This window comes from Achromobacter sp. SD115 (assembly GCF_017355315.1).
In the GTDB taxonomy this organism is placed as follows: domain Bacteria; phylum Pseudomonadota; class Gammaproteobacteria; order Burkholderiales; family Burkholderiaceae_B; genus Achromobacter; species Achromobacter xylosoxidans_B.
The window spans coordinates 41,774-62,686 of record NZ_JADIJM010000029.1 but is presented as its reverse complement, the minus strand read 5'-3'; the positions used below and the strand labels follow the sequence as shown (position 1 = coordinate 62,686).

Sequence of the window (20,913 nt, the reverse complement as noted above, 5' to 3'; positions counted from 1 at the left end):
CATCCGAAGCGCAGCCCCGCCGGGGCGAGCATCGGAATGGCGCAGGGCAGCCTCGGCGGCTAAAGAACCCCGATATCCGCAAGCTCGAAGCCCATCCCCATATCCCGAACACCAAAAGCCAAGCCAAAACTCCCTACACGCCAGCGTCCACCGCCGCCAGGATCTTCCCGAACAACGCATCCGCATGGGCCGAATCCAGCCAGCGCACGATCACCACCATCTGCCGTTCAGGCTCCACCCAGGTAAACGAGCTACCCGCCCCCACGCCAAAGAAGCTGGAAGCCGGCACGCTCGGAAATACACGGCCTTCATGATTCAGCCAGATCAAATAGCCGTAATACGGCGCGATCGCGCATGGCGTGCGCATATCCCGGATCCACTCGCTGGACAGGATGCGGCGGCCGTTGGCCATGCCGTCGTTCAACAGCATCTGGCCGATCAGCGCCTGGTCGCGGGCGCTGATCGACATGCCTCCGCCCCAGTGCGAGCCGCCCGGCACGGACGGCATGCGCTGGCCATCGATGTCGACCCAGGCGTTGTCGTAGCCCACCCATTGCCAGTTTTCGCTGGCGCCGATGGGACGCGTGACGGCTTCGCGGAAGACTTCGGGCAAAGGTTTGCGGAACAGGTGCAGCAGCGCGTACGACAGCTGGTTGATGCGCACGTCGTTGTATTCCCAGTACGTGCCTGGACGCTGCAAGGGCCGCGCCTCGCCCTTCTTGCCGTCCGGCGGCACGCCAAAGGTGACGGCGCGGTAGCGGTCGGCCTGGTCGGACACGCCGAAGCGTTCGCCCTCCCATTCGCTGGTCTGCTGCAGCAGATGACGCCAGGTGATGTCGGCGTTCTGCCCTTCGTCGAAACCGATGCCGCGCACGCGCTTGCCCACGGGTTCGTCCACGTCCGGCAACAGGCCGCGGTCGTGGGCCACGCCGGCCAGGATTGCCAGATAGAGCTTGGCCACGCTGAAGGTCAGGTCGGCGCGCTCGGGCTCGCCCCAGGACGCGATGGTCTCGCCGCTCACGGTGACCACGCCGGACACTGGGCCGCGGTCGTGGATGGGACCCAGCAGGCGATTCCAGGGCGGCGGATCGTTCAGGTGCACGCCGAAGTTGCCCTTGACGCTGCGGTCCCAGGCGGATTCGTGGTCGTTGGCGAACTGGATCGCCTGCTGCATGAGTGTGTTCATTGTTTCCCTCGTTATGTGTGTGTCTCAGGCCGGGGCGCTTGTCCGCGCCCCGGCCAGGAATTCCATTGCCGCCTGCACGCCGCCCGCTCGATGCGGCACGCCTGCCGCGGCCAGGCCCATTTCCACGCCGGCCAAGGTGCCGCACAGCGTCAGGTCGTTGAAGTGACCCAGGTGGCCGATGCGGAACACGCGGTCGGTCAGCTTGCCCAGCCCCTGCCCCAGCGACATGTCGAAGTGTTCCAGCACCACCTTGCGGAAGGCATCGGCGCTGTGGCCTTGCGGCATGATCGCCGCAGTCAGCGCCGGGCTGTGCGCAGCCGGGTCCAGGCTCAGCAGTTCCAATCCCCAGCCGGCCAGGGCCAGACGCGTGGCCTGGGCGTGGCGCTGATGGCGCGCGAAGACTTGCGGCAGGCCTTCTTCGCGCAGCATGGCCAGGGCCTCGTGCAGGCCATAGAGCAAATTGGTCGAAGGCGTGTACGGAAAGTAGCCGCGGGCATTGGCGGTGAGCATCTCGCGCCAGTCCCAGTACGAACGCGGCAGCTTCGCCACGTCGGCCGCGGCCAGGGCGCGTGCGCTGACGGCGTTGAAGGCCAGACCAGGCGGCAGCATCAGGCCCTTTTGCGAACCGGCCACGGTCACGTCCACGCCCCATTCGTCGTGGCGGTAGTCGATGGAGCCCAGCGACGAGATGGTGTCCACCATCAGCAGCGCCGGATGCGCGGCGCCGTCGATCGCGGCGCGCACGGCCGCAATGTCGCTCGTCACGCCGGTAGAGGTTTCGTTATGCACCACGCACACGGCCTTGATCTCACGTTCCTTGTCGTCAGCCAGGCGGGCGGCGATGGCCGCCGCGTCCACAGGGTGGCGCCAGTCGCCTTCCAGAAAGTCCACTTCCAGGCCCAGCCGCCCCGCCAGCTTGCGCCACAGGCTGGCGAAATGGCCCGTCTCGACCATCAGCACGCGGTCGCCGGGCGACAGGGTATTGACCAGCGCGGCCTCCCAGGCGCCGGTGCCGGACGACGGGAAGATCACCACCGGCGACTGTGTCTGGAACACGTGCTTGATGCCTTCCAGCACCGCCAGGCCCAACGCGCCGAACTCCGGTCCGCGATGGTCGATGGTGGGTTGGTCGATGGCGCGCAGCACGCGGTCGGGCACGTTGGTCGGCCCCGGAATCTGCAGGAAATGCCGGCCGGACGGATGACTGTTCAGGGTAAGCATGCGTAGTCCCAAAGTGGAATATTTTTGTATACCAACAAAAGGCGCCAAGCAAACAAGCAGGGGATGCCCGGCATGCGGACTTGCGGCATGCATCACTCTATCCCATTGTTTTTACGTTAATAACCTAGGGTATACACCCATCGGGCGATACCGAAGTACAGGTTTATAGTCTCGCAAAACACGGGGAATTTTTGTATACCAATGAGCAGCGTTTCCAGCCTGATGCCTGATTCCGGCGCCGCCAGCGTGGCTGCCGAAACCGCGCCGCCGCCTGCGGCCCGCGGCACGGGCAACGGCCGCACGCTGCCGGGCACGGTGGCCGGGCAATTGCGCGAACGCATCATCCAGGGTGAATTTCCGCCCGGCACGCGGCTGAACGAGCGCACCCTTTGCGACCTGCTGGGCGTGTCCCGCACACCCTTGCGCGAAGCCTTCCGCGTGCTGGCCGCCGAAGGGCTGGTGCAGATCGAGCCGAACCGCGGCGCGCAGGTGGTGGCGCTGTCGGAGGCCAACATCCGCGAAGCCTTCGAGGTCATAGGCGGGCTGGAAGCCATGTCCTGCCGGCTGGCCTGCGAGCGGGCCACGGACACCGAGATCGCCGAGATCCGCGCACTGACCTACGAAATGATGGCCAGCCACGCGCGCCACGACCTGCCCACCTACTTCCAGACCAATCGAGCGATTCACGAACGCATCAGTCTGGCCGCGCACAACAGCCTGCTCAAGCAGCTGTATGACGCCCAGAATGCGCGCATCCAGAACCTGCGCTTCGTCTCGAACGAGAATCGCCAGAAATGGGATCTGGCGATGCGCGAGCACATCGAGATGGCCGAGGCCCTGGACGCGCGCGACGCCGACCGGCTGGCCGGCATCATGCGCCAGCACTTGCAGCGCAAATGCGAGGCCGCTTTGAAGACCTTGGGCCAGGCGCCTGCCGCTGCGGCCGATTCGGGCTGACGTCCCCTCTTGCACAAGCAGTACAGCGGGCCACGCCGCCCGCATCAATAGAAGATGGCAGATACGCAGTACGTGCAGTGACTTCCACAGGAGCCTCACCATGACTGATTTCCGCATCACCCCCGCAGCATCCGCGCCAACCCGGCGCAGCCCCATCCCCCTCAAGGCCCTGGCCGCCGCCCTGCTGGCCTGCGCCACGCTGGCGGCCCAGCCGGCGCTGGCCGGCAAGAAGGACGACACCTTGCGCATGGCCTACGACCAGGCGCCCGAGAGCGTGGACCCCTACTACAACAACGTGCGGATCGGCGTCATCATCGCCGCCAACGTCTGGGACACCCTGCTCTACCGCGACCCGGTCACCAACGAATACAAGGGCCAGCTCGCCAAGAGCTGGAAGCAGGTCGACGACAAGACCATGGAATTCGAACTGCGCCAAGGCGTCAAATTCCATAACGGCGAAGAGTTCGACGCGGACTCGGTGGTGTACACACTGAACTACGTGGCGGATCCGAAGAACAAGGCCGTGACGCAGCAGAACGTGGCCTGGATCGACAAGGTCGAGAAGATCGACAAGTACAAGGTGCGCCTGATCACCAAGGAGCCCTTCCCGGGCGCCAAGGAGTATCTGTCCACCACCGCCGCCATCCATCCGGCCAAGTACTACCAGGAAGTCGGCCCCAAGGGCATGAACGCCAAGCCGGTGGGCTCGGGCCCCTATAAGGTGGTGGACTACCAGCCGGGCAAGTCCATCACGCTGGAACGCAATGCCGACTATTTCAAGGATTCGCCCAAGGCCCAGCCCAAGATCGGCAAGGTGGTGATCCGCTTCATCCCCGACCGCCAGACGCAGATGGCCGAAGTCATCTCGGGCGGCGAGGACCTGATCATGAGCGTACCCAAGGATCAGGCCGAGCAGTTGGGCGGCATGCCCTCGCTGCAGATGGTCACCGGCAACACCATGCGCATCGTGTTCATGCAGATGAACATCCAGGAAGGCACGCCTGCGCCGCAACTGAAGGACGAACGCGTGCGCCGCGCCATCATCCACGCTATCGACCGCGAGTCCATGCTGAAGAACATCGTGGGCGAAGGCGGCGGCCTCATCAACACCATCTGCACGCCGTCCCAGACGGGCTGCACCCAGGAAGGCGCCCCGGTCTACAAGTACGACCCGGCCCAGGCCAAGAAGCTGCTGGCCGAGGCCGGCTACCCCAACGGCTTTGACATCGACCTGGTAGCCTACCGCGAGCGCAACCAGACCGAAGCCATCATCAACTACCTGCAGGCGGTGGGCATCCGCGCCAAGCTCAACTTCCTGCAGTATGCCGCCATGCGCGACATGATCCGCGCCAACAAGGCCTCGCTCACGCACCAGACCTGGGGCTCCAACCTGGTTAACGACGTGTCCGCCTCCACGCCGGTGTACTTCGCCTTCGGCAACGACGACGTCACTCGCGACCCGCAGGTGCGCGACCTGCTCACCAAGGGCGACCGCACCATCGACAGCGCCGCGCGCAACGCCGCCTACAAGCAGGCGCTGGACCTGATCGCGCAGAAGACCTATGCGGTGCCGCTGTGGACCTTGCCTGCCTACTACGTGGCCACCAAGGACGTGAACTTCAAGCCCTATTCGGACGAACTGGTGCGCTTCTGGGACATGAGCTGGAAATAAGGCGCGGACCCGCGCCGGGCCGGCATCGCGCCGGGCCGGCGTGAGTCCAACGAAGAGGAAGCCCTATGCTGTATTTCACGATCAGGCGCCTGGGCCTGGCGGTGCTGGTGGCGCTGACGGTCTCGATCCTGGCGTTCCTGCTGCTGCACCTGTCCGGCGACCCGGCGCTGGCCCTGGCCGGCGAAGGCGCGCGCCAGGCCGACATCGACATGATCCGCAAGACCTACGGCCTGGACCGGCCGCTGGCCGTGCAGTATGCGGACTGGCTCTGGCATATCCTGCAGGGCGACTTCGGCACCTCGGTGTATTTCAAGACCGAGGCCGGGCCGCTGATCCTCTCCAAGCTCAAGACCACGCTGCTGCTGGGCATGGGCGCGCTGGCCTTCGCGCTGCTGATCTCGATTCCGCTGGGCGTGCTGGCCGCGCTGTACAAGGGCAGCCTGATCGACCGCATCTGCCTGGCCGTCGCCGTGCTGGGACAGGCGCTGCCCAACTTCTTCTTCGCGCTGATCCTGATCATGCTGTTCTCGATCTCGCTGCGCATCCTGCCGGTGTCGGGCAGCGGCAGCTGGCAGCATTTCGTCATGCCGGCGATCGCACTGGGCTACTACGTCGCGCCCGCCTTCATGCGCCTGATCCGCGCCGGCATGATCGAGGTCCTGGCCGCCGACTACATCCGCACCGCCCGCGCCAAGGGCCTGCCGGCGCGCAAGATCGTCTTCAAGCACGCGTTGCGCAACGCCATCGTGCCGGTGGTGGCGCTGGCCGCAGTGCAGCTGGGCTACCTGCTGGGCGGCTCGGTCGTCATCGAAACCATCTTCGCGCTGGACGGCCTGGGCTACCTGGCCTACCAGAGCATCACCTACAAGGACTATCCCGTGATGCAGCTGATCGTGCTGCTGCTGTCGGTGCTCTACGTGCTGCTGACCCTGGCGGCCGACATCGCCAACGCGTGGCTGGACCCGCGCATCCGGGTGTCCTGACATGAACACGCCTACCCTGACCCCGTCCGCTCCCGGCGTCCAGCCCCCGCTGGAACTGTCGGCGTCCGCCCTGCGCTGGCGGCGGCTGCGCCGCAACAAGGCGCTGCTGGCCGGCGGCGGCATCCTGCTCGTCATCGTGCTGATCGCGCTGTTGGCGCCCTGGATCTCGCCGCATGATCCCTATTTCCAGGACCTGGCCTACCGCACGGCGCCGCCGGTCTGGTATGCCAAGGGCACCTGGCTGCATCCGCTGGGCACCGACCAGCTCGGCCGCGACTACCTGTCGCGCCTGTTCTACGGCGCCCGCATCTCGCTCTTGATCGGCATCAGCGTGGCGCTGATCTCGGGCCTGATCGGCACGGCCATGGGCATGGCGGCCGGCTACTTCGGAGGCAAGGTCGACATGGCGGTGTCCTTCCTCATCACCACCCGTCTGTCCATGCCCGTGATCCTGGTGGCGCTGGCTACGGTGGCCATCGTCGGTGGTTCGCTCTGGGTGGTGATCCTGGTGCTGGGGCTGCTCAAGTGGGACCGCTACGCGGTGGTGATGCGCAGCGCCACGCAGCAGGTGCGCTCGCTGGAATACGTGGCGGCGGCGCAGGCGGCCGGCGCCTCGACCTGGCGCATCGTCTGGGGCGAGGTGCTGCCCAACGTGGTGCCGCAGCTGATCGTGATCGCCACGCTGGAGGCCGCCAGCGCCATCCTGCTGGAAGCGTCACTGTCCTTCCTGGGCCTGGGCGTGCAGCCGCCGCTGCCGTCCTGGGGCTTGATGATCTCGGAGGCCAAGGCCTATATGTTCTTCTCGTTCTGGCTGATCGCCATCCCCGGATCGGCGCTGGCCTTGCTGATCTTCGCGATCAACCTGGCCGGCGACGGGCTGCATCAACTCCTGACGCCTGAAGAGAGGGGCTGAGCATGAGCGACACGGACATCGTGCTGGACGTGCAAGGCCTGACCGTCGACATCGCCACGCCGCGCGGCGCCCTGCACGCGGTGCGCGACGTGTCGTTCCAGGTCAGGCGCGGCGAAACGCTGTGCCTGGTGGGGGAATCCGGCTGCGGCAAGTCCATGACTTCGCTGGCCATCATGGGCCTCCTGCCCAAGGCCGCGCAGCGCAGCACCCGCCGGCTGTCGGTGCTGGGCGAGGACCTGTCCACCGCGCGCGGGCGGCGCGTCAACGCGCTGCGCGGCAGCAAGATGGCCATGATCTTCCAGGAGCCGATGACGGCGCTCAACCCCGCCTACGCCATCGGCGAGCAGTTGACCGAACACTACATCCACCATTGCAAAGCCAGCGCGCAGCAGGCGCGCGACCGCGCGATCGAGCTGCTGGAGAAGGTCGGCATCGCCTCGGCCGGGCAACGGCTATCCCAGTATCCGCATCAGCTCTCGGGCGGCCTGCGCCAGCGCGTCATGATCGCCATGGCGCTGATGTGCGGCCCGGAGCTGCTGATCGCCGACGAGCCCAGCACCGCGCTGGACGTCACCATCCAGGCGCAGATCCTGCGGCTGCTGGCCGACCTGCAGGCCGAACTCGGCATTGCCATGGTGCTGATCACCCACGACCTGGGCGTGGTCGCGCGCATCGCGCGCCAGGTCGCGGTGATGTATGCCGGACAGATCGTCGAGGAAGGACCGGTGGCGGAGCTCTTCGCCTCGCCGCGCCACCCCTACACGCGGGGGCTGCTGGGCTGTATTCCCGTGCCCGGGCGCACGCCGCCGGGCGAAGCGCTGGGCACCATCCCGGGCGTGGTGCCCGCGCTGGTGGGCGAGCTGCGTGGCTGCGCCTTCTTCGACCGCTGTCCGCATGCGCAAGCGCAATGTCGCAACGAAGTCCCCGTGCATGCCTCCGCCTCCGGCCAGCAGTGGCGCTGCATCCTCCATCCCGAAGGAGTCCTGGCATGAGCCCCTTGCTGCAAGCCGAGGCCGTCAGCAGGCAGTTCTCGATCCGCTCGGGCATGTTCCGGCCGCGCAGCACCCTGCATGCGGTCAATGGCGTGGACCTGGCGGTGGAGCGCGGCGCCGTGCTGGGGATCGTGGGCGAATCCGGCTGCGGCAAATCGACGCTGGCCCGCATGCTCCTGGGCCTGACGCCACCGACCGAAGGCGCGATCCGCCTGGACGGACAGGACATCCGCAGCCTCGGCCGGCGCGCCCTGGCGCGCCGTGTCCAGCCGATCTTCCAGGATCCGTACTCTTCGCTCAATCCCCGCCGCTCCATCGCCTCCATCGTGTCGCTGCCGCTGGAAGTGCATGGCATCGCCAATCCCAAGCAGCAGAAAGCCATCGAAATGCTGGAACGCGTCGGCCTGCCGCCACGGCTGGCCCACAACACGCCGGGCCAATTGTCCGGCGGGCAGCGCCAGCGCGTGGCCATCGCACGCGCGCTGGTGATGCATCCCGAGATCGTCATTTGCGACGAGCCGACCTCGGCGCTGGACGTGTCGGTGCAGGCGCAGATCATGAATCTGCTGATGGACCTGCGGCGCGAATTCAACCTGACCTATGTCTTCATCAGCCACAACCTGGCGGTGGTCGAGCACATCGCCACCCATGTGGCGGTGATGTATCTGGGTCGCGTGGTGGAATCCGCCGCTACCGCGCAGCTGTTCCACGACCCGCGCCATCCCTACACGCAGGCGCTGCTGGCCTCGGTGCTGACGCCCGAACCCGGCCTGGGCATCCCCGACATGGGGCTGGGCCTGTCGTTCCCGGACCCGCTGCGCCCGCCTTCCGGCTGCCCCTTCCATCCGCGCTGCCAACAGGCCATGGCGCAATGCAAGACCGAGCGCCCGGCCTTGATCCGGCGCGAGCAATCCGTGGTGGCCTGCCACCTCTATCCCCCTATCTCCAACGGAGTCCAGCCATCATGACCCGCGCACAAGCCATCGCCCAGGCGGAACAGTGTTTTGATTCCGGCGCGTTCCGCGCCCTGCTGGCGCGCCGCCTGGCGCAACCCACCGAAAGCCAGAATCCGGCGCGCGCGCCCGAACTCGCCGCCTATCTGGAAGCCGAGATCCGGCCGGCCTTCGAGGCTCTGGGCTTCACCTGCCGCACGCTGACCCACCCGAAAGCGCTGGCGCCGTTCCTTTACGCCGAACGCATCGAGGATCCGTCCTTGCCCACCGTGCTGGGCTACGGCCATGGCGACGTCATCCGCGGCCTGGAAAAGGAGTGGAAGGAAGGCCTGTCGCCCTGGGCGCTGACCGAGGCCGAGGGCCGCTGGTACGGCCGCGGCATCGCCGACAACAAAGGCCAGCACAGCATCAACATGGAAGCGCTGCGGCTGGTGCTGGAAACGCGCGGCAAGCTCGGCTTCAACGCCAAGTACCTGATCGAGATGGGCGAGGAAACCGGCTCCATGGGCCTGCGCGACCTGTGCGAGGAACATCGCGCGATGCTGGCGGCAGACCTGCTCATCGCCTCGGACGGGCCGCGACTGAGCGCGGAACGCCCCACGATATTCCTGGGCGCGCGCGGCAGCCTGAACTTCGACCTGAGCATCGAGGCCCGCGCGGGCGGCCACCACTCGGGCAACTGGGGCGGCCTGATTTCCAACCCCGGCATCCAACTGGCCCATGCGATCTCCACGCTGGTCTCGCCCACCGGCCAGATCCGCATCCCCGAATGGGTGCCGCGCGAGCTTCCCGACGCGGTGCGGCGCGCCCTGGCCGACTGCCAGGTGGACGGCGGCGCCGACGGTCCCGAGATCGAACCCTGGTGGGGCGAACCGGGCCTGTCGCCCGCCGAGCGCGTGTTCGGCTGGTGCTCGTTCGAGGTCCTGGCCTACAAGACCGGAAACCCCGACACCCCCGTCAACGCCATTCCGCCGCGCGCCTGGGCGCGTTGCCAGCTGCGCTTCGTGGTGGGTGTGGACCCGGACGACCTGGTCCCGGCCCTGCGCCGACACCTGGACCGCCAGGGCTTCCCGATGGTCCAGATAACGTTGACGCGCGAGAACATGTTCCGCGCCACCCGCATCGACCCGGACGACGCCTGGGTGCGCTGGGCGGTGGATTCGCTGGAACGCACCTCTGGCGCCAAGACCGCCGTGCTGCCCAACCTGGGCGGCTCCCTGCCCAACGACATCTTCACCGACGTGCTGGGCCTGCGCACGATCTGGGTGCCACATTCCTATCCAGGTTGCTCCCAGCACGCGCCGAACGAACATCTGCCGCCGGCCTTGCTGCGGCAGGCGCTGGGCCTGATGACGGGGCTGTATTGGGACCTGGGCGCGGGCGACACGCCGGCATTGAAGCGCTGAGACGCGACGCCAGGGCCTGTGCAAGTTCAAAAGGACCTTGCGCCGCCCCTAAGGCTTGCCGGACGGCCCCAGTCGCGCCCGCAGGAAATCGATGAAGCGCCGCACCTTGGCGCTGACGTGGCGGGTGTCGGGATAGACCGCGTAGACCTCCTGGCGCGGCAAGGTGTACGAGGGCAGAACGCGTTGCAGCGCGCCCCGCGCCAGCGGTTCTTCCAGCAGCCATTCGGGCAGCGCGGCCACGCCGCATCCCGCCGTAGCGAACGCCAGCAGCGCCGAGGCCGTATCAGCCTGCGCCACCGGCGCCACGCGCAGTTCATGCTCGCGGCCCTTGCCGTCCGTCAGCCGCCAGCGGTCACTGCGCCCCGGCCTGTTGGCCAGCCACGGCAGCGCCGCCAGCGCCTGCGGCGTGCGCGGCATGCCATGTTGGGCCAGCAGCGCAGGACTGGCCACAAGCCATAACCTGAACTGGCCGATCCGCGTGGCGCGGTAGCTGGAGTCTTCCAGCGCCCCCACCCGGATCGCCAAGTCCAGCCGCTCGGCGATCAAGTCCGCATGCGCCGAACCGGCGCGGTAGCTGACCCGCAGGGCGGGATGCTCGCGCGCATAAGCCGCCAGCGCCGGCGCCACCACCAGGTTGCCGTAGTCCACCGACGCCGTGACCCGCAGGCTGCCGGACAAGGCCGTCTGCCCGGAACGCGCCTCGTCCACGGCGGTTTCGGCCTCGCGCAGCAGGCGGGCGCAATGGCCGTAGAAGCCTTCGCCCGCCTCCGTCAGGGCCAGCCGTCGGGTGCTGCGCGTCAACAACGCCACGCCCAGTTCCTGTTCCAGCTGCTTGATATTGAAGCTGACCACCGCCTTGGTCGTGCCCAGCGCATCGGCCGCCGCCGTGAACGAACCGGCCTCGACCACCGCCGCATACATCGCCAGACGATTCAGATTGATCATGGAAGGCAGCTACGAATTGTCAAAAAAACACGAACAGTATATCTATCCATAAGGCATTTTTTGGGAACGACAGGACTCCTAGAATGACGCTCCCTTACTGGAATCCATCCCCATGCCCGACCTTTCCTCGCACTGCCAGCGCCTGGCGCTCGACGCCCATACCCGCATCGAACAATGGATAGGCTCGCCCGACGCACCGGACAGCCAACTGGCCGACCTGCTGGAGAGTTTTGCGCCTGGCTTCAGCATGATCGCGGCCGACGGCCAGCGCCTGTCCGCCACGGCCTTGCCCGCCCTGTTCGCCAGCCTGCGCGGCGCGCGCCCAGGCTTGAAGATCGATATCGACGAGCTGGCCGTGCTGCATGCCGACACGGCTTCGGTCTTGCTGAGCTACCGCGAGCGCCATGCCTGGACTGCCGGCGCGACCCAGCGGCGCGCCACCGTCCTGTTCACGGTCCAGGCCAGCGGCCAGCCGAAATGGGCGCATCTGCAAGAGACCTGGGCCTGAGGATTGGACAGGCTGGGGCGGCCTCGAGGCCAAAAAAAAGCCTCCGGCTAGGAGGCTTGTCGTTGTCGTTTGCGTATACCGTCCAATAGCAGATCGGTAATGAATTCCGCCAGGACCAATTGCCGCGCCGCATCCGGCGTCTGCCGCGTGAACCGTTCGATGATGCCCATCAGCGATTGGGCGAACCAATCGGACGGTATGTCATCGCGGAACAGGCCGGCCTGCTGCTCGGCGCTCACGTTGCCGGTGATCATCGTCACCAGCTCGTCCTTCAGCGCCTCGGCCTCGGCGGCCTGGAAGAAGCCGATGCGCGTCAGGTTGGGATCTTCCTGCAGGATCGCGAGCAGGCCGCTTACGCTCTGGCGCAGACGCCCGGCCAGTTCGGCGCCTTGCAGATCATCGGGCAAGCGCGCCTGGCCGATGGCCTGCCGCAAACGCTGGGCGAACAAGCCCACCAGTTCGTCGTAGGCCGCCTGCTTGCTGGCGAAGTATTGATAGAAGACAGGTTGGGTCACGCCGGCCCGGGCGACGATGTCGCTGATCCGGGTATGCTGGAATCCGCGTTCCGCGAATTCCGCCGCCGCGACTTCCAGAAGTTGAGCCCGTGTGCGTTCACCCTTGGTGAGACGCTTGTCTTGCGGTAAAGAAGTAGGTCGTGCCGTAATCATCGCGAGAAAATACTACCCTTCGGCGCTTTTAGCCACTGGTTTTACCCACGGCTTCCAGCACGGATACAACCATTGCAATGTCATATCCAAAGTACTGGCCTGCTGTTGCTGCCATCGCCCTCGCCGGCCTGGTCTCGGGTTGCGTGCCCTACCCGGTCTACAAGACCATGCAGCCCGACGCCCACGCCACGGTGCTGGACGAAAATTCCCAACCATTGGCCGATGCCTGGGTCGTGTTGATCAGCAGCACCTTTCCCTATGGGCGGGAACAGTTCCGCAATGAAACCCGCAGCGCGGCCGACGGCGGCGCCACCTTCGAGGCCTTGCGGGAATGGCGCGCCGAATCCATGGTGATCCACGGTTCGCAGGTCTACTTCTGGAACTGGTGCGTGGAAAAAGCGGGTTACGAAACCTACATGACCCTGGACCGCGACGCCGCGTATTTCAAGGACAAGCCGCAAATCACCCTGCGTCCCGGCGAGTCGCATTCCTGCAACAGCTGGCCCGACCGGCAGGCATCGCCCGCGCCCCGCTGAAATCAGTTGAAATCTCGGTAGCGCTTGAGACACTTTATGGCAACGGCCAGGCAGTAAAGTAGGAATACCGGCCCGGGCCAGGCGTTGCGCCTGCCCCGAGACGGATCAGGAGCAAGATCATGAAGCGGTTTTCTGGCCGTATGGCCATCGTCGCGGCGCTGGCATTGGCCGTGGCAAGCGCGCCTGCCCTGGCTGGCGGGCGTGGCGGCGGTTATTGGGGCGGCGGCCATGGCGGCGGATATCACGGTGGCGGATACCACGGCGGATATCACAATTACCATGGCGGCAGCAGCAGTTCCGACGGCTGGTGGATAGGCGGCGCGTTCGCGCTGGCCACCATAGGCCTGCTGCTGGCGGCGGATTCCGGGCCTTCCTACACCCAGGCAGGCGTCTACTCGTCGGGCGTGGGCTACACCAGCCCGCCGGTCTACGCGGCCCCCGTCTACAACGCGCCGGTCTATGTGGCGCCGCCCGTCTATGCCGCGCCCCAGCCTCAATACGAGCCGGTGCAGTACGAATCCGTACCGCCCGTCAACAGCGCGCAGGCCAACGCCACCGTGGACTGCCAGCGCTGGGCCATGAACCAGAGCGGCTATGACCCGGCCACCATCACGCAATGGACCACCCAGGTCATGGTGGACTCCTATAACCGGGCGCTCGATTCCTGCATGACCAGCCGCGGCTATCGCGCGCACTGAAGCGCGATTCCGGGTGTTCCCGCTTGTCCCGCCGCGCCGGCCTGCGCACACTGCATGCCGGCGCGCCTCATTGGAAGGCCGTTGCCGCGTCCCGGCCAGCGGTTCAGCGCCGCCAGCCCCGCCAGGCGCACAGCAGGCCGACGGCCAGCAAGGCGCCGGCAGGCAAGATCCAGACGAATCCGGCATCCGTGTAGACCACCTGGTCGACCGGGTCGTAATAGCGGCCCAGCTCGTTGAAATCCCACTTCAGGTATTGCGCGTACCAGGCGTAGAAGAAGAAGGCAGACAAGGCCAGGCTGACCGCGCCGGCCACGCGCAGCAGGCCCTTGCTGCGTCCCGCGCGCACCGCGGCCTTCCACGCCAGGACCGCGCAGCCCGCCACGGCCGCCAGCACCAGCAGGTCGCCGACGTCAACGCCCATCGGCCGCCTCCAGGCCGTCCAGACAGGCCTGGGCTTCCTGCCACTGCTTTTCGCTGAAGACGCGCAGGCCAGCTCGTTGCAGCAGTTCCGCCGTCACGCCCACGCCGGGCTGCTTGCGGCCGGCGAAATGGCCGTCGTACACGTAGCCGCTGCCACAGGAAGGACTGCCCTCCTTCAGCACCGCGATGCCGATGCCCTGCTTGCGCGCGGCCTCCAGCGCCGCTTGCGCGCCGTGCACGAAGGGCGCGGTCACATCCTCGCCAGACACCGCCATGACGCGGGCGCGGCCGGCCAGTACCGCCGCCGCGTCGGCGGCAGGCTCGATCTCGGCCGGCGGGCGCGGTACCGGCATGCCGCCCGCCATTTCCGGGCAGACGGCCACCACCCGCCCCTCGTCGCGCCACCGGCCAAGCACGGGGTTGTCGTGGGACGCGCTGCGTCCGTCGTAGCGCACGGGGTTGCCCAAGAGGCAGGAACTGACCAGAACGTATTGCATGCGTAATCCGACGTGTTGGGCTGCCAGGCCCGAATCCAAAGCATGCATGATAGAGCACCCTGCCTGGCAGCCTGGCTGCCCGTCGGCCCCGGGATCAGCAGCCGGCCGCGCCGCTCCCGCGCATCCAGGCGCGCAGGGCGGGATCGCGCACTTGCAGCACTTCGAACAGACCCAGCGCGTTCAACGCGGGCAAGGCCTCCTGGATGTCCTGCCGCGCCACGGCCACGGCTTGGGCCGGCGCCTGCGGGTCGAGGCAGACGCGGGCGTTCGCGAGGAATGCCCCCACGGTCCCCTTCCTGACCTCCACGCCCTTGAAATCGCCTCGTTCCACGCCGTCCGGCAAGATGTCGCATGCCTTCATGTTCAACTCCTGTTGGTGTCCGATACAGGCGTTACGATAGACGGGACCCGCATGGCAGGTCTGCGTAGCTTCAGCCATTCAATACGGTTTTTCTGCCAATGGAAATTCCTGCTCCCAGCCCTCCCTTGCTCGATCCCCAACGCGCCCGGTCGCGCGGCGGCCCCAGGCTGATCGCCGTGCGCAGCCAGGACGGTGCGTTGCGCCACACCGCCATGCACCAGCATGCGCGAGGGCAGTTGCTGGGCGCCTATCGGGGCTTGCTGACGGTCTACGCGGGGGACCTGCAATGGGTGGTGGCGTCGCGGCAGGCCGTCTGGATTCCTCCCAACCAGCCGCATGGGCTGTATTCGCACGGGGTCTATGCAGGCTACAGCGCGTATCTGAGCCCTTCGGCCTGCGCCGGGCTGCCTGCCGCGCCCTGCGTGCTGCATGCCTCGGATCTGCTGCTGGCCGCGGTGGACCGCGCCGCATCCTGGGGCGGCGACGGCACGATGGGACCGGCGCGCAACCGTCTCATTGAAGTGATCCGGGATGAGATCAGGAGCTTGCCGCATGCCGGCCAGGCGCTGCTGCTGCCCCGCGACCCGCGCTTGCAGCGGCTGGCGCTTGCGCTGTCGGAACAACCTTCGGACGTCCGGACGCAGGAGGAATGGGCCGCCGTGATCGGCATGTCGCCGCGCACGCTGGCGCGCCGCTACCTGGCGGAAACCGGCATGACCTTGGGGGCATGGCGCCAGCGCGCCCGCCTGATGCGGGCGCAGGAAATGCTGGCGGAAGGCACCGCCGTGACCACGGTAGCGTTGGAACTGGGCTACGACAACGTCAGCGCCTTCATCGCCATGTTCAAGCGCGTACTGGGCGCCACGCCGGGCCGCTACAGCGGCCCGGGCAGCTAAACGCTGTCAGCTCTGAAGCCTGGGCTTCAGGATTCCCCGGCCGTCTTGCTGGCCCGGCGCGCGCGGGGAGCGGCCTTGCTGGCGGTCTTGCTAGCGGTCTTACGGGCGGGCTTGGCGGGCGCCTCGGAAGCCGTTGCGGGCACCGTGTCAGCCGGCGCCGCCTCGGCGGTGGTCTTCTTGGCGGCGGTGCGGCTGCGGGTCGTGGCCCGCTTTGCGGCGGGCTTGCCGGCCGCGGCGTCGTCTGCCGCTACCTTGCCTGCCCCGCCCTTGTCTGCCACAGGCTGGTCCGCGACGGGCTTGCTGGCCTTGGCCTCTTCCCTGGCGGCGGTCCTGGCCACGCCGCCCTCGAACGGGTCTGACATCTTGGCAGGCGTCTTGCTTGCGGGCTGGCTGCGGCTTTCCGCGGCGGGCGGGGCAAAGGTCCATTCAGCGATATTCACCGCGGGCAGCGGCTGGCGCGCCTGTGGCAAAGGCTTGGGCATGGGCGGCAGGCGCGAGGGCTGGACAGGCTTGGACTCCTGCGCCCGAACCAGCGCGTCGGCCCGCAAGGCGTCCACCTTGGCGGCTTCCGCCTGCTCGGCGGCCTTTCTCGCGGCGTCGGCCTGGGCGGTTGCTTGCGTTGCAGCCGGCGATTGCGCGGCGGTCGTTGCCGGCGCCTTGGCCGGCGTTGCGGAGACAGTTTCGGAAACCTCCGGAGAGGAAGCTACCGCTGAAGCTTCGGACGGCGCGGCATCGCTTTCGCCGCTGGCGCCCTGCTCGACGACTTGGCCGGTTCCCCTGCCCTCGCCGCCCGACTTGCGCCCGCCACGCGACTTGCGACCAGAGCGGGAACGGGGTTCTTCCTGGGACGCGCCGCCTTGCGCATCGCCGGTGTCCGCAGCAGCCGGCTGGCGGGCCTGAGTAGAACGGGAGCCGCCATCGGCGGCGGCGCGATTCGCGGCCGGCGCGCCGCTTGCGCTATCGCGGTACACATAGGTGCCGGCGTTTTCCTCGCGCCCCACTTCCAGCAGGCCGCGCGACTGCGCCTCGTCCAGCAGGTTGCCAAAGGCGCGGAAGCCGTAGTAGGACTCGTTGAAATCCGGCCGGCGGCGCTTGAGCGCGTCCTTCAGGGCCGACGCCCAGACCTTGCCGCTGTCGCCGCGTTCGGCCATGAGCGCTTCGAAGGTTTCCGCAACCATCTCGACGGCCTGGGTCTTGCGGGCCTCCAGTTCTTCCTTGCGGCGGCGCTCTTCGTCGGGCGTGCGACGTTGCTGGCTTGCGCCGGCGCCGCCACGGTTGTCTCGGCGCGCGTCCGCCGCGCGCTGGCCTTCGCGCGCCAAGTCGTCATAGAAGATGAATTCATCGCAGTTGGCGATGAGCAGGTCCGAGGTGGACTGCTTCACGCCCACGCCGATCACCTTCTTATTGTTCTCGCGCAGCTTGGACACCAGGGGCGAAAAATCGGAATCGCCGCTGATGATCACGAAGGTGTTGACGTGCGACTTGGTGTAGCAGAAGTCCAGCGCGTCCACGACCAGGCGGATGTCGGCCGAATTCTTGCCGGACTGGCGCACATGCGGAATTTCGATCAGTTCGAAATTGGCCTCGTGCATGGGGGCCTTGAATTCCTTGTACCGCTCCCAGTCGCAATAGGCCTTCTTGACCACGATGCTGCCCTTGAGCAGCAGGCGTTCCAGCACCGGCCGGATGTCGAATTTCTGGTACTTGGTGTCGCGCACGCCCAGCGCCACGTTCTCGAAATCACAGAAAAGCGCCATGCTGACGTTTTCGTTGGGGGTATTCATGTTTTGCTCCAATGCGATGGCGGCTGTCGGGCGAGACGCCGCCAGATGACGCTCATGATATACATATCTGCCGCCCATCCGCGGCGCACCTACCCAGCAGCCATGCCAGAAGCTCCCTTGTTCCCGGCGCTTGCCACCGATCGTCTCGTCCTGCAGCCCCTGGAAATCGGCGATGCCGAGGCCATCCAGCGCCTGTTTCCGCAGTGGGAAGTGGTGCGCTACCTGGTCGATCAAGTGCCATGGCCCTACCCGCCCGACGGCGCGCGCCACTATCTGGAGCAAGTGGCGATCCCTGCGATGCGGCGGGGCAAGGAGTGGCACTGGTCCATCCGCACCCGCCAGGCGCCCGGCAGCCTGATCGGCATCGTCAGCCTGATGGACGACGATCCCTGGAACAACCGCGGTTTCTGGCTGGACCCCGCCCATCACGGCCACGGCTATATGACCGAGGCCAGCGAAGCCGCCACCGCCTACTGGTTCGAGGTGCTGGGCAAGCCGCTGCTGCGCGCGCCCAAAGCCGCCGTCAACGTCGCCTCGCGCAGGATTTCGGAGCGCGGGGGCATGCGCCTGGTCGGTACCGAGGAACGCGGCTACGTCAGCGGCCGCCTCCCTACTGAAATCTGGGAGATCACCCGCGAGGAATGGCTGGCCCGGCAAAGCCGCTAGGGCCGGCGCAAGGCCGCAAGCGCGCCGGCGCAAACGGCGGGCGTTTGATGAATAAACCCGTCCCCATTATTTCCTGGATCGCGCCGGCCCGATAGCCGGTCCAAGCCGCCGCTTACCGCCCTTTTCGCCCCTTTTTCCGGCCAATTGACCCAGGCCCGTCATGGCTAGAATTCCCGAAAGTCCGGCATTCCGCGCATGGAATGCCTATGTTTATCGGGCAAGATCCATGAATCCGTCTACCGTCATCGGCGCCGCCGTCGGCCTGCTCACCCTGGTTATCGTCGTGGCCCTGGCCGCCACCGACCCCGGCATGTATATCAACCTGCCCGGGCTGGCCATTGTGCTGGGTGGCACCGCGGCCGCCGTGTTCATCGCCTACCCGCTGTCCGAAGTGCTGCGCGTCTTCAAGCTGGTGCGCACCGTCTTCCGCAACGACCAGCACGACCAGCAGCGCGACATCGAAGAGCTGGTGTCCATGGCCCAGCTGTGGATGAACACGGACGTCCGCAAGGTCGAACAGGAACTCAAGAAGGTCAGCAACCCCTTCCTGCGCACCGGTGTGCAGCTGATCATCGACAACACGCCCGAAGACCAGATCATCGAACTGCTGCAATGGCGCGTGGCCCGGCTGCGCGCCCGCGAGCAGGCCGAAGCCCAGATGTTCCGGGTCATGGCGACCTTCGCCCCGGCCTTCGGCATGCTGGGCACGCTGGTGGGCCTGATCAACCTGATGTCGGTGCTGGGCGACGGCAGCATGCAGATGATCGGCCAGCAACTGGCGATCGGCCTGATGACCACCTTCTACGGCATCCTGCTGGCCAACCTGGTGTGCAAGCCGATCGCGCTCAAGCTGGAGCGCCGCACCGCAAGGCGCGTCGAATCCATGAACATGGTGTTGCAGGGCATCGCCATGATGTGCGAGAAGCGCGGCCCGGCGGTGGTGCGTGAAACCCTGAATTCCTTCGTCATGCACGTCGAGGACGAGATCTACGACGGCGGCGCGGACGCCAAACCCCAGGCCGCCGCGCAAGCCAAGACGGAAGGCCAGGCCAAGTCCGCCGCCAAGCCCGCAACCCAGCCCGTTTCCATCGCCCGCCCTGCCGCCGCGCGCCAATGAGCCTGATTTCCCCCACCCTGGCGCAGCGGATCGAACAGGCCCGCCAGGCCCAGCTACGCGCCGAGAAAACCGCGGCCAACGGCGGCTGGCGTCCCAGCAAGAGCGACCGCAAGGACCGCTACGCCCGCTGGCACGTCGAAGAGACCGTCGAGCAAGACTCGGAAAACTGGCTGCTCAGCTACCTGGACCTGATCACCCTGCTGCTGGCCATGCTGGTCGTGCTGCTGGCGCTCACGCGTCTGCACGGCGGCGCCTTCGGCCAGTCGGAACAACCCGTGGAACTGGTCGGCACGCTGGCCGAAAGCGGCCTGCCCGCCTACGACGGCGAATACTCCGAATTCGATGCCGTGCAGATTCCCGCAAGCTGGGCGCAGGCCGAGACCCCGGCGGTCGCCGTAGCCGCAGCCTCTGCCTCGGCGCAACAACCCGCCCAGGAAGGCGAGGTCGTCGCCGAAGCCGCCCCGCCGCTGCGAGCGCCTTCCAAGGAATCGCTGGGCCTGGGCGACCTGGGCAAATCGGTGGACGTGATCATCAACGAACAGTCCGTCAGCTTCCGCATCAGCAACGAACTGCTGTTCCCGTCCGGCCAGGCCACGCTCAGCCCCACCGGCCTGGACGTGATCAAGCGCCTGGCGGCCATCCTCAACAAGAACGAGTACCAGGTTTCGGTCGAGGGCCACAGCGACCCCGTGCCCATCCAGACCCGGCAATTCGCGTCCAACTGGGAACTGTCCAGCAGCCGCGCCACCAGCGTGCTGCGCGAGCTGGTCCGCGACGGCGTATCGGCCCAGCGCTTGCGCGCCGTGGGCTATGCCGAGACCCGCCCCATCGAGTCCAACGATACCCAGGCCGGCCGCGCCGCCAACCGGCGGGTGGAACTCATCATGGACATCACGGCGCCGCAGAAGGCGGCGCAGAGTGCGGCGCCTGCCGCGCCAGCAAGCAACGCCAGCCAAGGCTAGGCGATCGAACGGCCGCAGCACGCACAAGTGGTGCGCTACGGCATTCTTATGCTTCTTGATCGGTCGTTCTGGATCGCGGCAAAGAAGAATGCCGTGGTGAGGCCAAATAGAATGAGCCCGTTCACTGCCTCAATGGCTCCGACAAGCTGCCAATGCGGCGGCAGGAATGCCGGCGCGTGCCCATAACTTGTTATGGCCTCCAGCGAATAGAGCATTGCTTCGGTAAGACTATGGACGGCGCCTATGTGTACATAGAGCAAAGCCCACGCAAACGCCTCTAAAGCGTGGAGGACCGCCGCAAATAATGCAAAGATTGCAACGGATAAGCCAAAGAGTATCTTGCTTCGGCCCCAATGGGACGGCGCAGCAGCCAGAATCCGGGCCATGGTCATGAATGCCGTGACATGCATGACGATAGTTGCGACGAATAATGGCAAACCCCAAAGCCAATCATCTTCCCAAATCATGCCGCGCCTCCCGGCCCTGGATCGTCCGATCAGAGAATTTCCCCAACATTCAAATCCGGAACAATCCCAGGCCTCGTTCACAAGCGCGCTCTGGCTGGAGAAAAA

23 protein-coding genes are annotated in these 20,913 nt (G+C 66.7%); 14 read left to right on the top strand and 9 right to left on the bottom strand.

The genetic code is table 11. The features are described 5' to 3' along the window. Positions 1-133: 133 nt before the first annotated feature. Both IPU70_RS29060 and IPU70_RS29055 read right to left on the bottom strand, forming a co-directional pair. Positions 134-1,186 (bottom strand): serine hydrolase, encoded by a 1,053-nt coding sequence (locus IPU70_RS29060; protein WP_207472616.1) that lies wholly within the window; start codon positions 1,184-1,186, stop codon positions 134-136. A 24-nt stretch (positions 1,187-1,210) separates the two neighbouring features. Further along, positions 1,211-2,407, bottom strand: a complete 1,197-nt coding sequence (locus IPU70_RS29055) for an alanine--glyoxylate aminotransferase family protein (protein ID WP_207472615.1) — start codon at positions 2,405-2,407, stop codon at positions 1,211-1,213. Between the two features lie 201 nt (positions 2,408-2,608). Between IPU70_RS29055 and IPU70_RS29050 the strand changes: the two genes are divergently transcribed. The 7 genes from IPU70_RS29050 (at position 2,609) to IPU70_RS29020 (ending at position 10,283) form a co-directional block, all read left to right on the top strand. Further along, complete coding sequence (locus IPU70_RS29050; protein WP_242702745.1) at positions 2,609-3,364, top strand: GntR family transcriptional regulator; 756 nt, start codon at positions 2,609-2,611, stop codon at positions 3,362-3,364. A 100-nt stretch (positions 3,365-3,464) separates the two neighbouring features. Then, positions 3,465-5,036, top strand: coding sequence for an ABC transporter substrate-binding protein (locus tag IPU70_RS29045; RefSeq protein WP_207472614.1), 1,572 nt, complete (start codon positions 3,465-3,467; stop codon positions 5,034-5,036). Positions 5,037-5,101: 65 nt separating this feature from the next. After that, a complete protein-coding gene (locus IPU70_RS29040; protein WP_013394212.1) occupies positions 5,102-6,019 on the top strand; it encodes an ABC transporter permease in 918 nt (305 codons plus the stop codon). A gap of 1 nt (position 6,020) precedes the next feature. Then, entirely contained in the window at positions 6,021-6,932 is a 912-nt protein-coding gene (locus IPU70_RS29035; RefSeq protein WP_207472613.1) for an ABC transporter permease, read from the top strand. Between the two features lie 2 nt (positions 6,933-6,934). Continuing rightward, positions 6,935-7,924, top strand: a complete 990-nt coding sequence (locus IPU70_RS29030; RefSeq protein ID WP_207472612.1) for an ABC transporter ATP-binding protein — start codon at positions 6,935-6,937, stop codon at positions 7,922-7,924. Next, complete coding sequence (locus IPU70_RS29025) at positions 7,921-8,892, top strand: ABC transporter ATP-binding protein (RefSeq protein ID WP_207472611.1); 972 nt, start codon at positions 7,921-7,923, stop codon at positions 8,890-8,892. Before IPU70_RS29030 ends, IPU70_RS29025 begins: the two co-directional genes overlap by 4 nt. After that, entirely contained in the window at positions 8,889-10,283 is a 1,395-nt protein-coding gene (locus IPU70_RS29020) for a M20 family metallopeptidase (RefSeq protein WP_207472610.1), read from the top strand. Before IPU70_RS29025 ends, IPU70_RS29020 begins: the two co-directional genes overlap by 4 nt. A 48-nt stretch (positions 10,284-10,331) precedes the next feature. Here IPU70_RS29020 and IPU70_RS29015 read toward each other — a convergent pair whose 3' ends face one another. Continuing rightward, positions 10,332-11,228, bottom strand: coding sequence for a LysR family transcriptional regulator (locus IPU70_RS29015; RefSeq protein ID WP_207472609.1), 897 nt, complete (start codon positions 11,226-11,228; stop codon positions 10,332-10,334). A 112-nt stretch (positions 11,229-11,340) separates the two neighbouring features. Here IPU70_RS29015 and IPU70_RS29010 point away from each other — a divergent pair, with 112 nt between their 5' ends. Further along, entirely contained in the window at positions 11,341-11,736 is a 396-nt protein-coding gene (locus tag IPU70_RS29010) for a hypothetical protein (RefSeq protein ID WP_207472608.1), read from the top strand. Between the two features lie 47 nt (positions 11,737-11,783). Here the strand turns inward: IPU70_RS29010 and IPU70_RS29005 are convergent, their stop codons facing one another. Continuing rightward, positions 11,784-12,404, bottom strand: coding sequence for a TetR/AcrR family transcriptional regulator (locus tag IPU70_RS29005; RefSeq protein ID WP_207472607.1), 621 nt, complete (start codon positions 12,402-12,404; stop codon positions 11,784-11,786). Positions 12,405-12,481: 77 nt separating this feature from the next. Between IPU70_RS29005 and IPU70_RS29000 the strand changes: the two genes are divergently transcribed. Beyond that, positions 12,482-12,940 carry a carboxypeptidase regulatory-like domain-containing protein gene (locus IPU70_RS29000; RefSeq protein ID WP_207472606.1) on the top strand — a complete coding sequence of 153 codons (459 nt, stop codon included), beginning with the start codon at positions 12,482-12,484 and terminating at the stop codon, positions 12,938-12,940. 119 nt (positions 12,941-13,059) lie between these two features. Beyond that, entirely contained in the window at positions 13,060-13,638 is a 579-nt protein-coding gene (locus tag IPU70_RS28995) for a hypothetical protein (protein WP_207472605.1), read from the top strand. Positions 13,639-13,741: 103 nt separating this feature from the next. Here IPU70_RS28995 and IPU70_RS28990 read toward each other — a convergent pair whose 3' ends face one another. The 3 genes from IPU70_RS28990 to IPU70_RS28980 form a co-directional block, all read right to left on the bottom strand. Continuing rightward, a complete protein-coding gene (locus tag IPU70_RS28990) occupies positions 13,742-14,059 on the bottom strand; it encodes a hypothetical protein (RefSeq protein ID WP_207472604.1) in 318 nt (105 codons plus the stop codon). Continuing rightward, positions 14,049-14,555 carry a DUF523 domain-containing protein gene (locus tag IPU70_RS28985; RefSeq protein ID WP_207472603.1) on the bottom strand — a complete coding sequence of 169 codons (507 nt, stop codon included), beginning with the start codon at positions 14,553-14,555 and terminating at the stop codon, positions 14,049-14,051. Before IPU70_RS28985 ends, IPU70_RS28990 begins: the two co-directional genes overlap by 11 nt. Positions 14,556-14,649: 94 nt before the next feature. Beyond that, complete coding sequence (locus IPU70_RS28980; RefSeq protein ID WP_207472602.1) at positions 14,650-14,916, bottom strand: hypothetical protein; 267 nt, start codon at positions 14,914-14,916, stop codon at positions 14,650-14,652. Between the two features lie 98 nt (positions 14,917-15,014). On the opposite strand from IPU70_RS28980, the gene IPU70_RS28975 reads away from it, so the two are divergent. Continuing rightward, a complete protein-coding gene (locus tag IPU70_RS28975; protein WP_207472601.1) occupies positions 15,015-15,812 on the top strand; it encodes a helix-turn-helix domain-containing protein in 798 nt (265 codons plus the stop codon). Between the two features lie 26 nt (positions 15,813-15,838). Here the strand turns inward: IPU70_RS28975 and IPU70_RS28970 are convergent, their stop codons facing one another. After that, a complete protein-coding gene (locus IPU70_RS28970) occupies positions 15,839-17,596 on the bottom strand; it encodes an NYN domain-containing protein (protein WP_207472600.1) in 1,758 nt (585 codons plus the stop codon). A gap of 102 nt (positions 17,597-17,698) precedes the next feature. On the opposite strand from IPU70_RS28970, the gene IPU70_RS28965 reads away from it, so the two are divergent. From IPU70_RS28965 to IPU70_RS28955, 3 genes are all read left to right on the top strand, one after another. Then, a complete protein-coding gene (locus IPU70_RS28965) occupies positions 17,699-18,262 on the top strand; it encodes a GNAT family N-acetyltransferase (RefSeq protein WP_207472599.1) in 564 nt (187 codons plus the stop codon). A gap of 226 nt (positions 18,263-18,488) precedes the next feature. Further along, positions 18,489-19,379 carry a motility protein A gene (locus tag IPU70_RS28960; RefSeq protein ID WP_013394229.1) on the top strand — a complete coding sequence of 297 codons (891 nt, stop codon included), beginning with the start codon at positions 18,489-18,491 and terminating at the stop codon, positions 19,377-19,379. Continuing rightward, positions 19,376-20,341: an OmpA family protein gene (locus tag IPU70_RS28955; RefSeq protein ID WP_207472598.1), complete on the top strand. Its 966-nt coding sequence runs from the start codon at positions 19,376-19,378 to the stop codon at positions 20,339-20,341. The genes IPU70_RS28960 and IPU70_RS28955 overlap by 4 nt, the downstream gene beginning before the upstream one ends. 35 nt (positions 20,342-20,376) lie before the next feature. Here IPU70_RS28955 and IPU70_RS28950 read toward each other — a convergent pair whose 3' ends face one another. After that, positions 20,377-20,808: a hypothetical protein gene (locus IPU70_RS28950; protein WP_013394231.1), complete on the bottom strand. Its 432-nt coding sequence runs from the start codon at positions 20,806-20,808 to the stop codon at positions 20,377-20,379. Positions 20,809-20,913 lie beyond the last annotated feature (105 nt).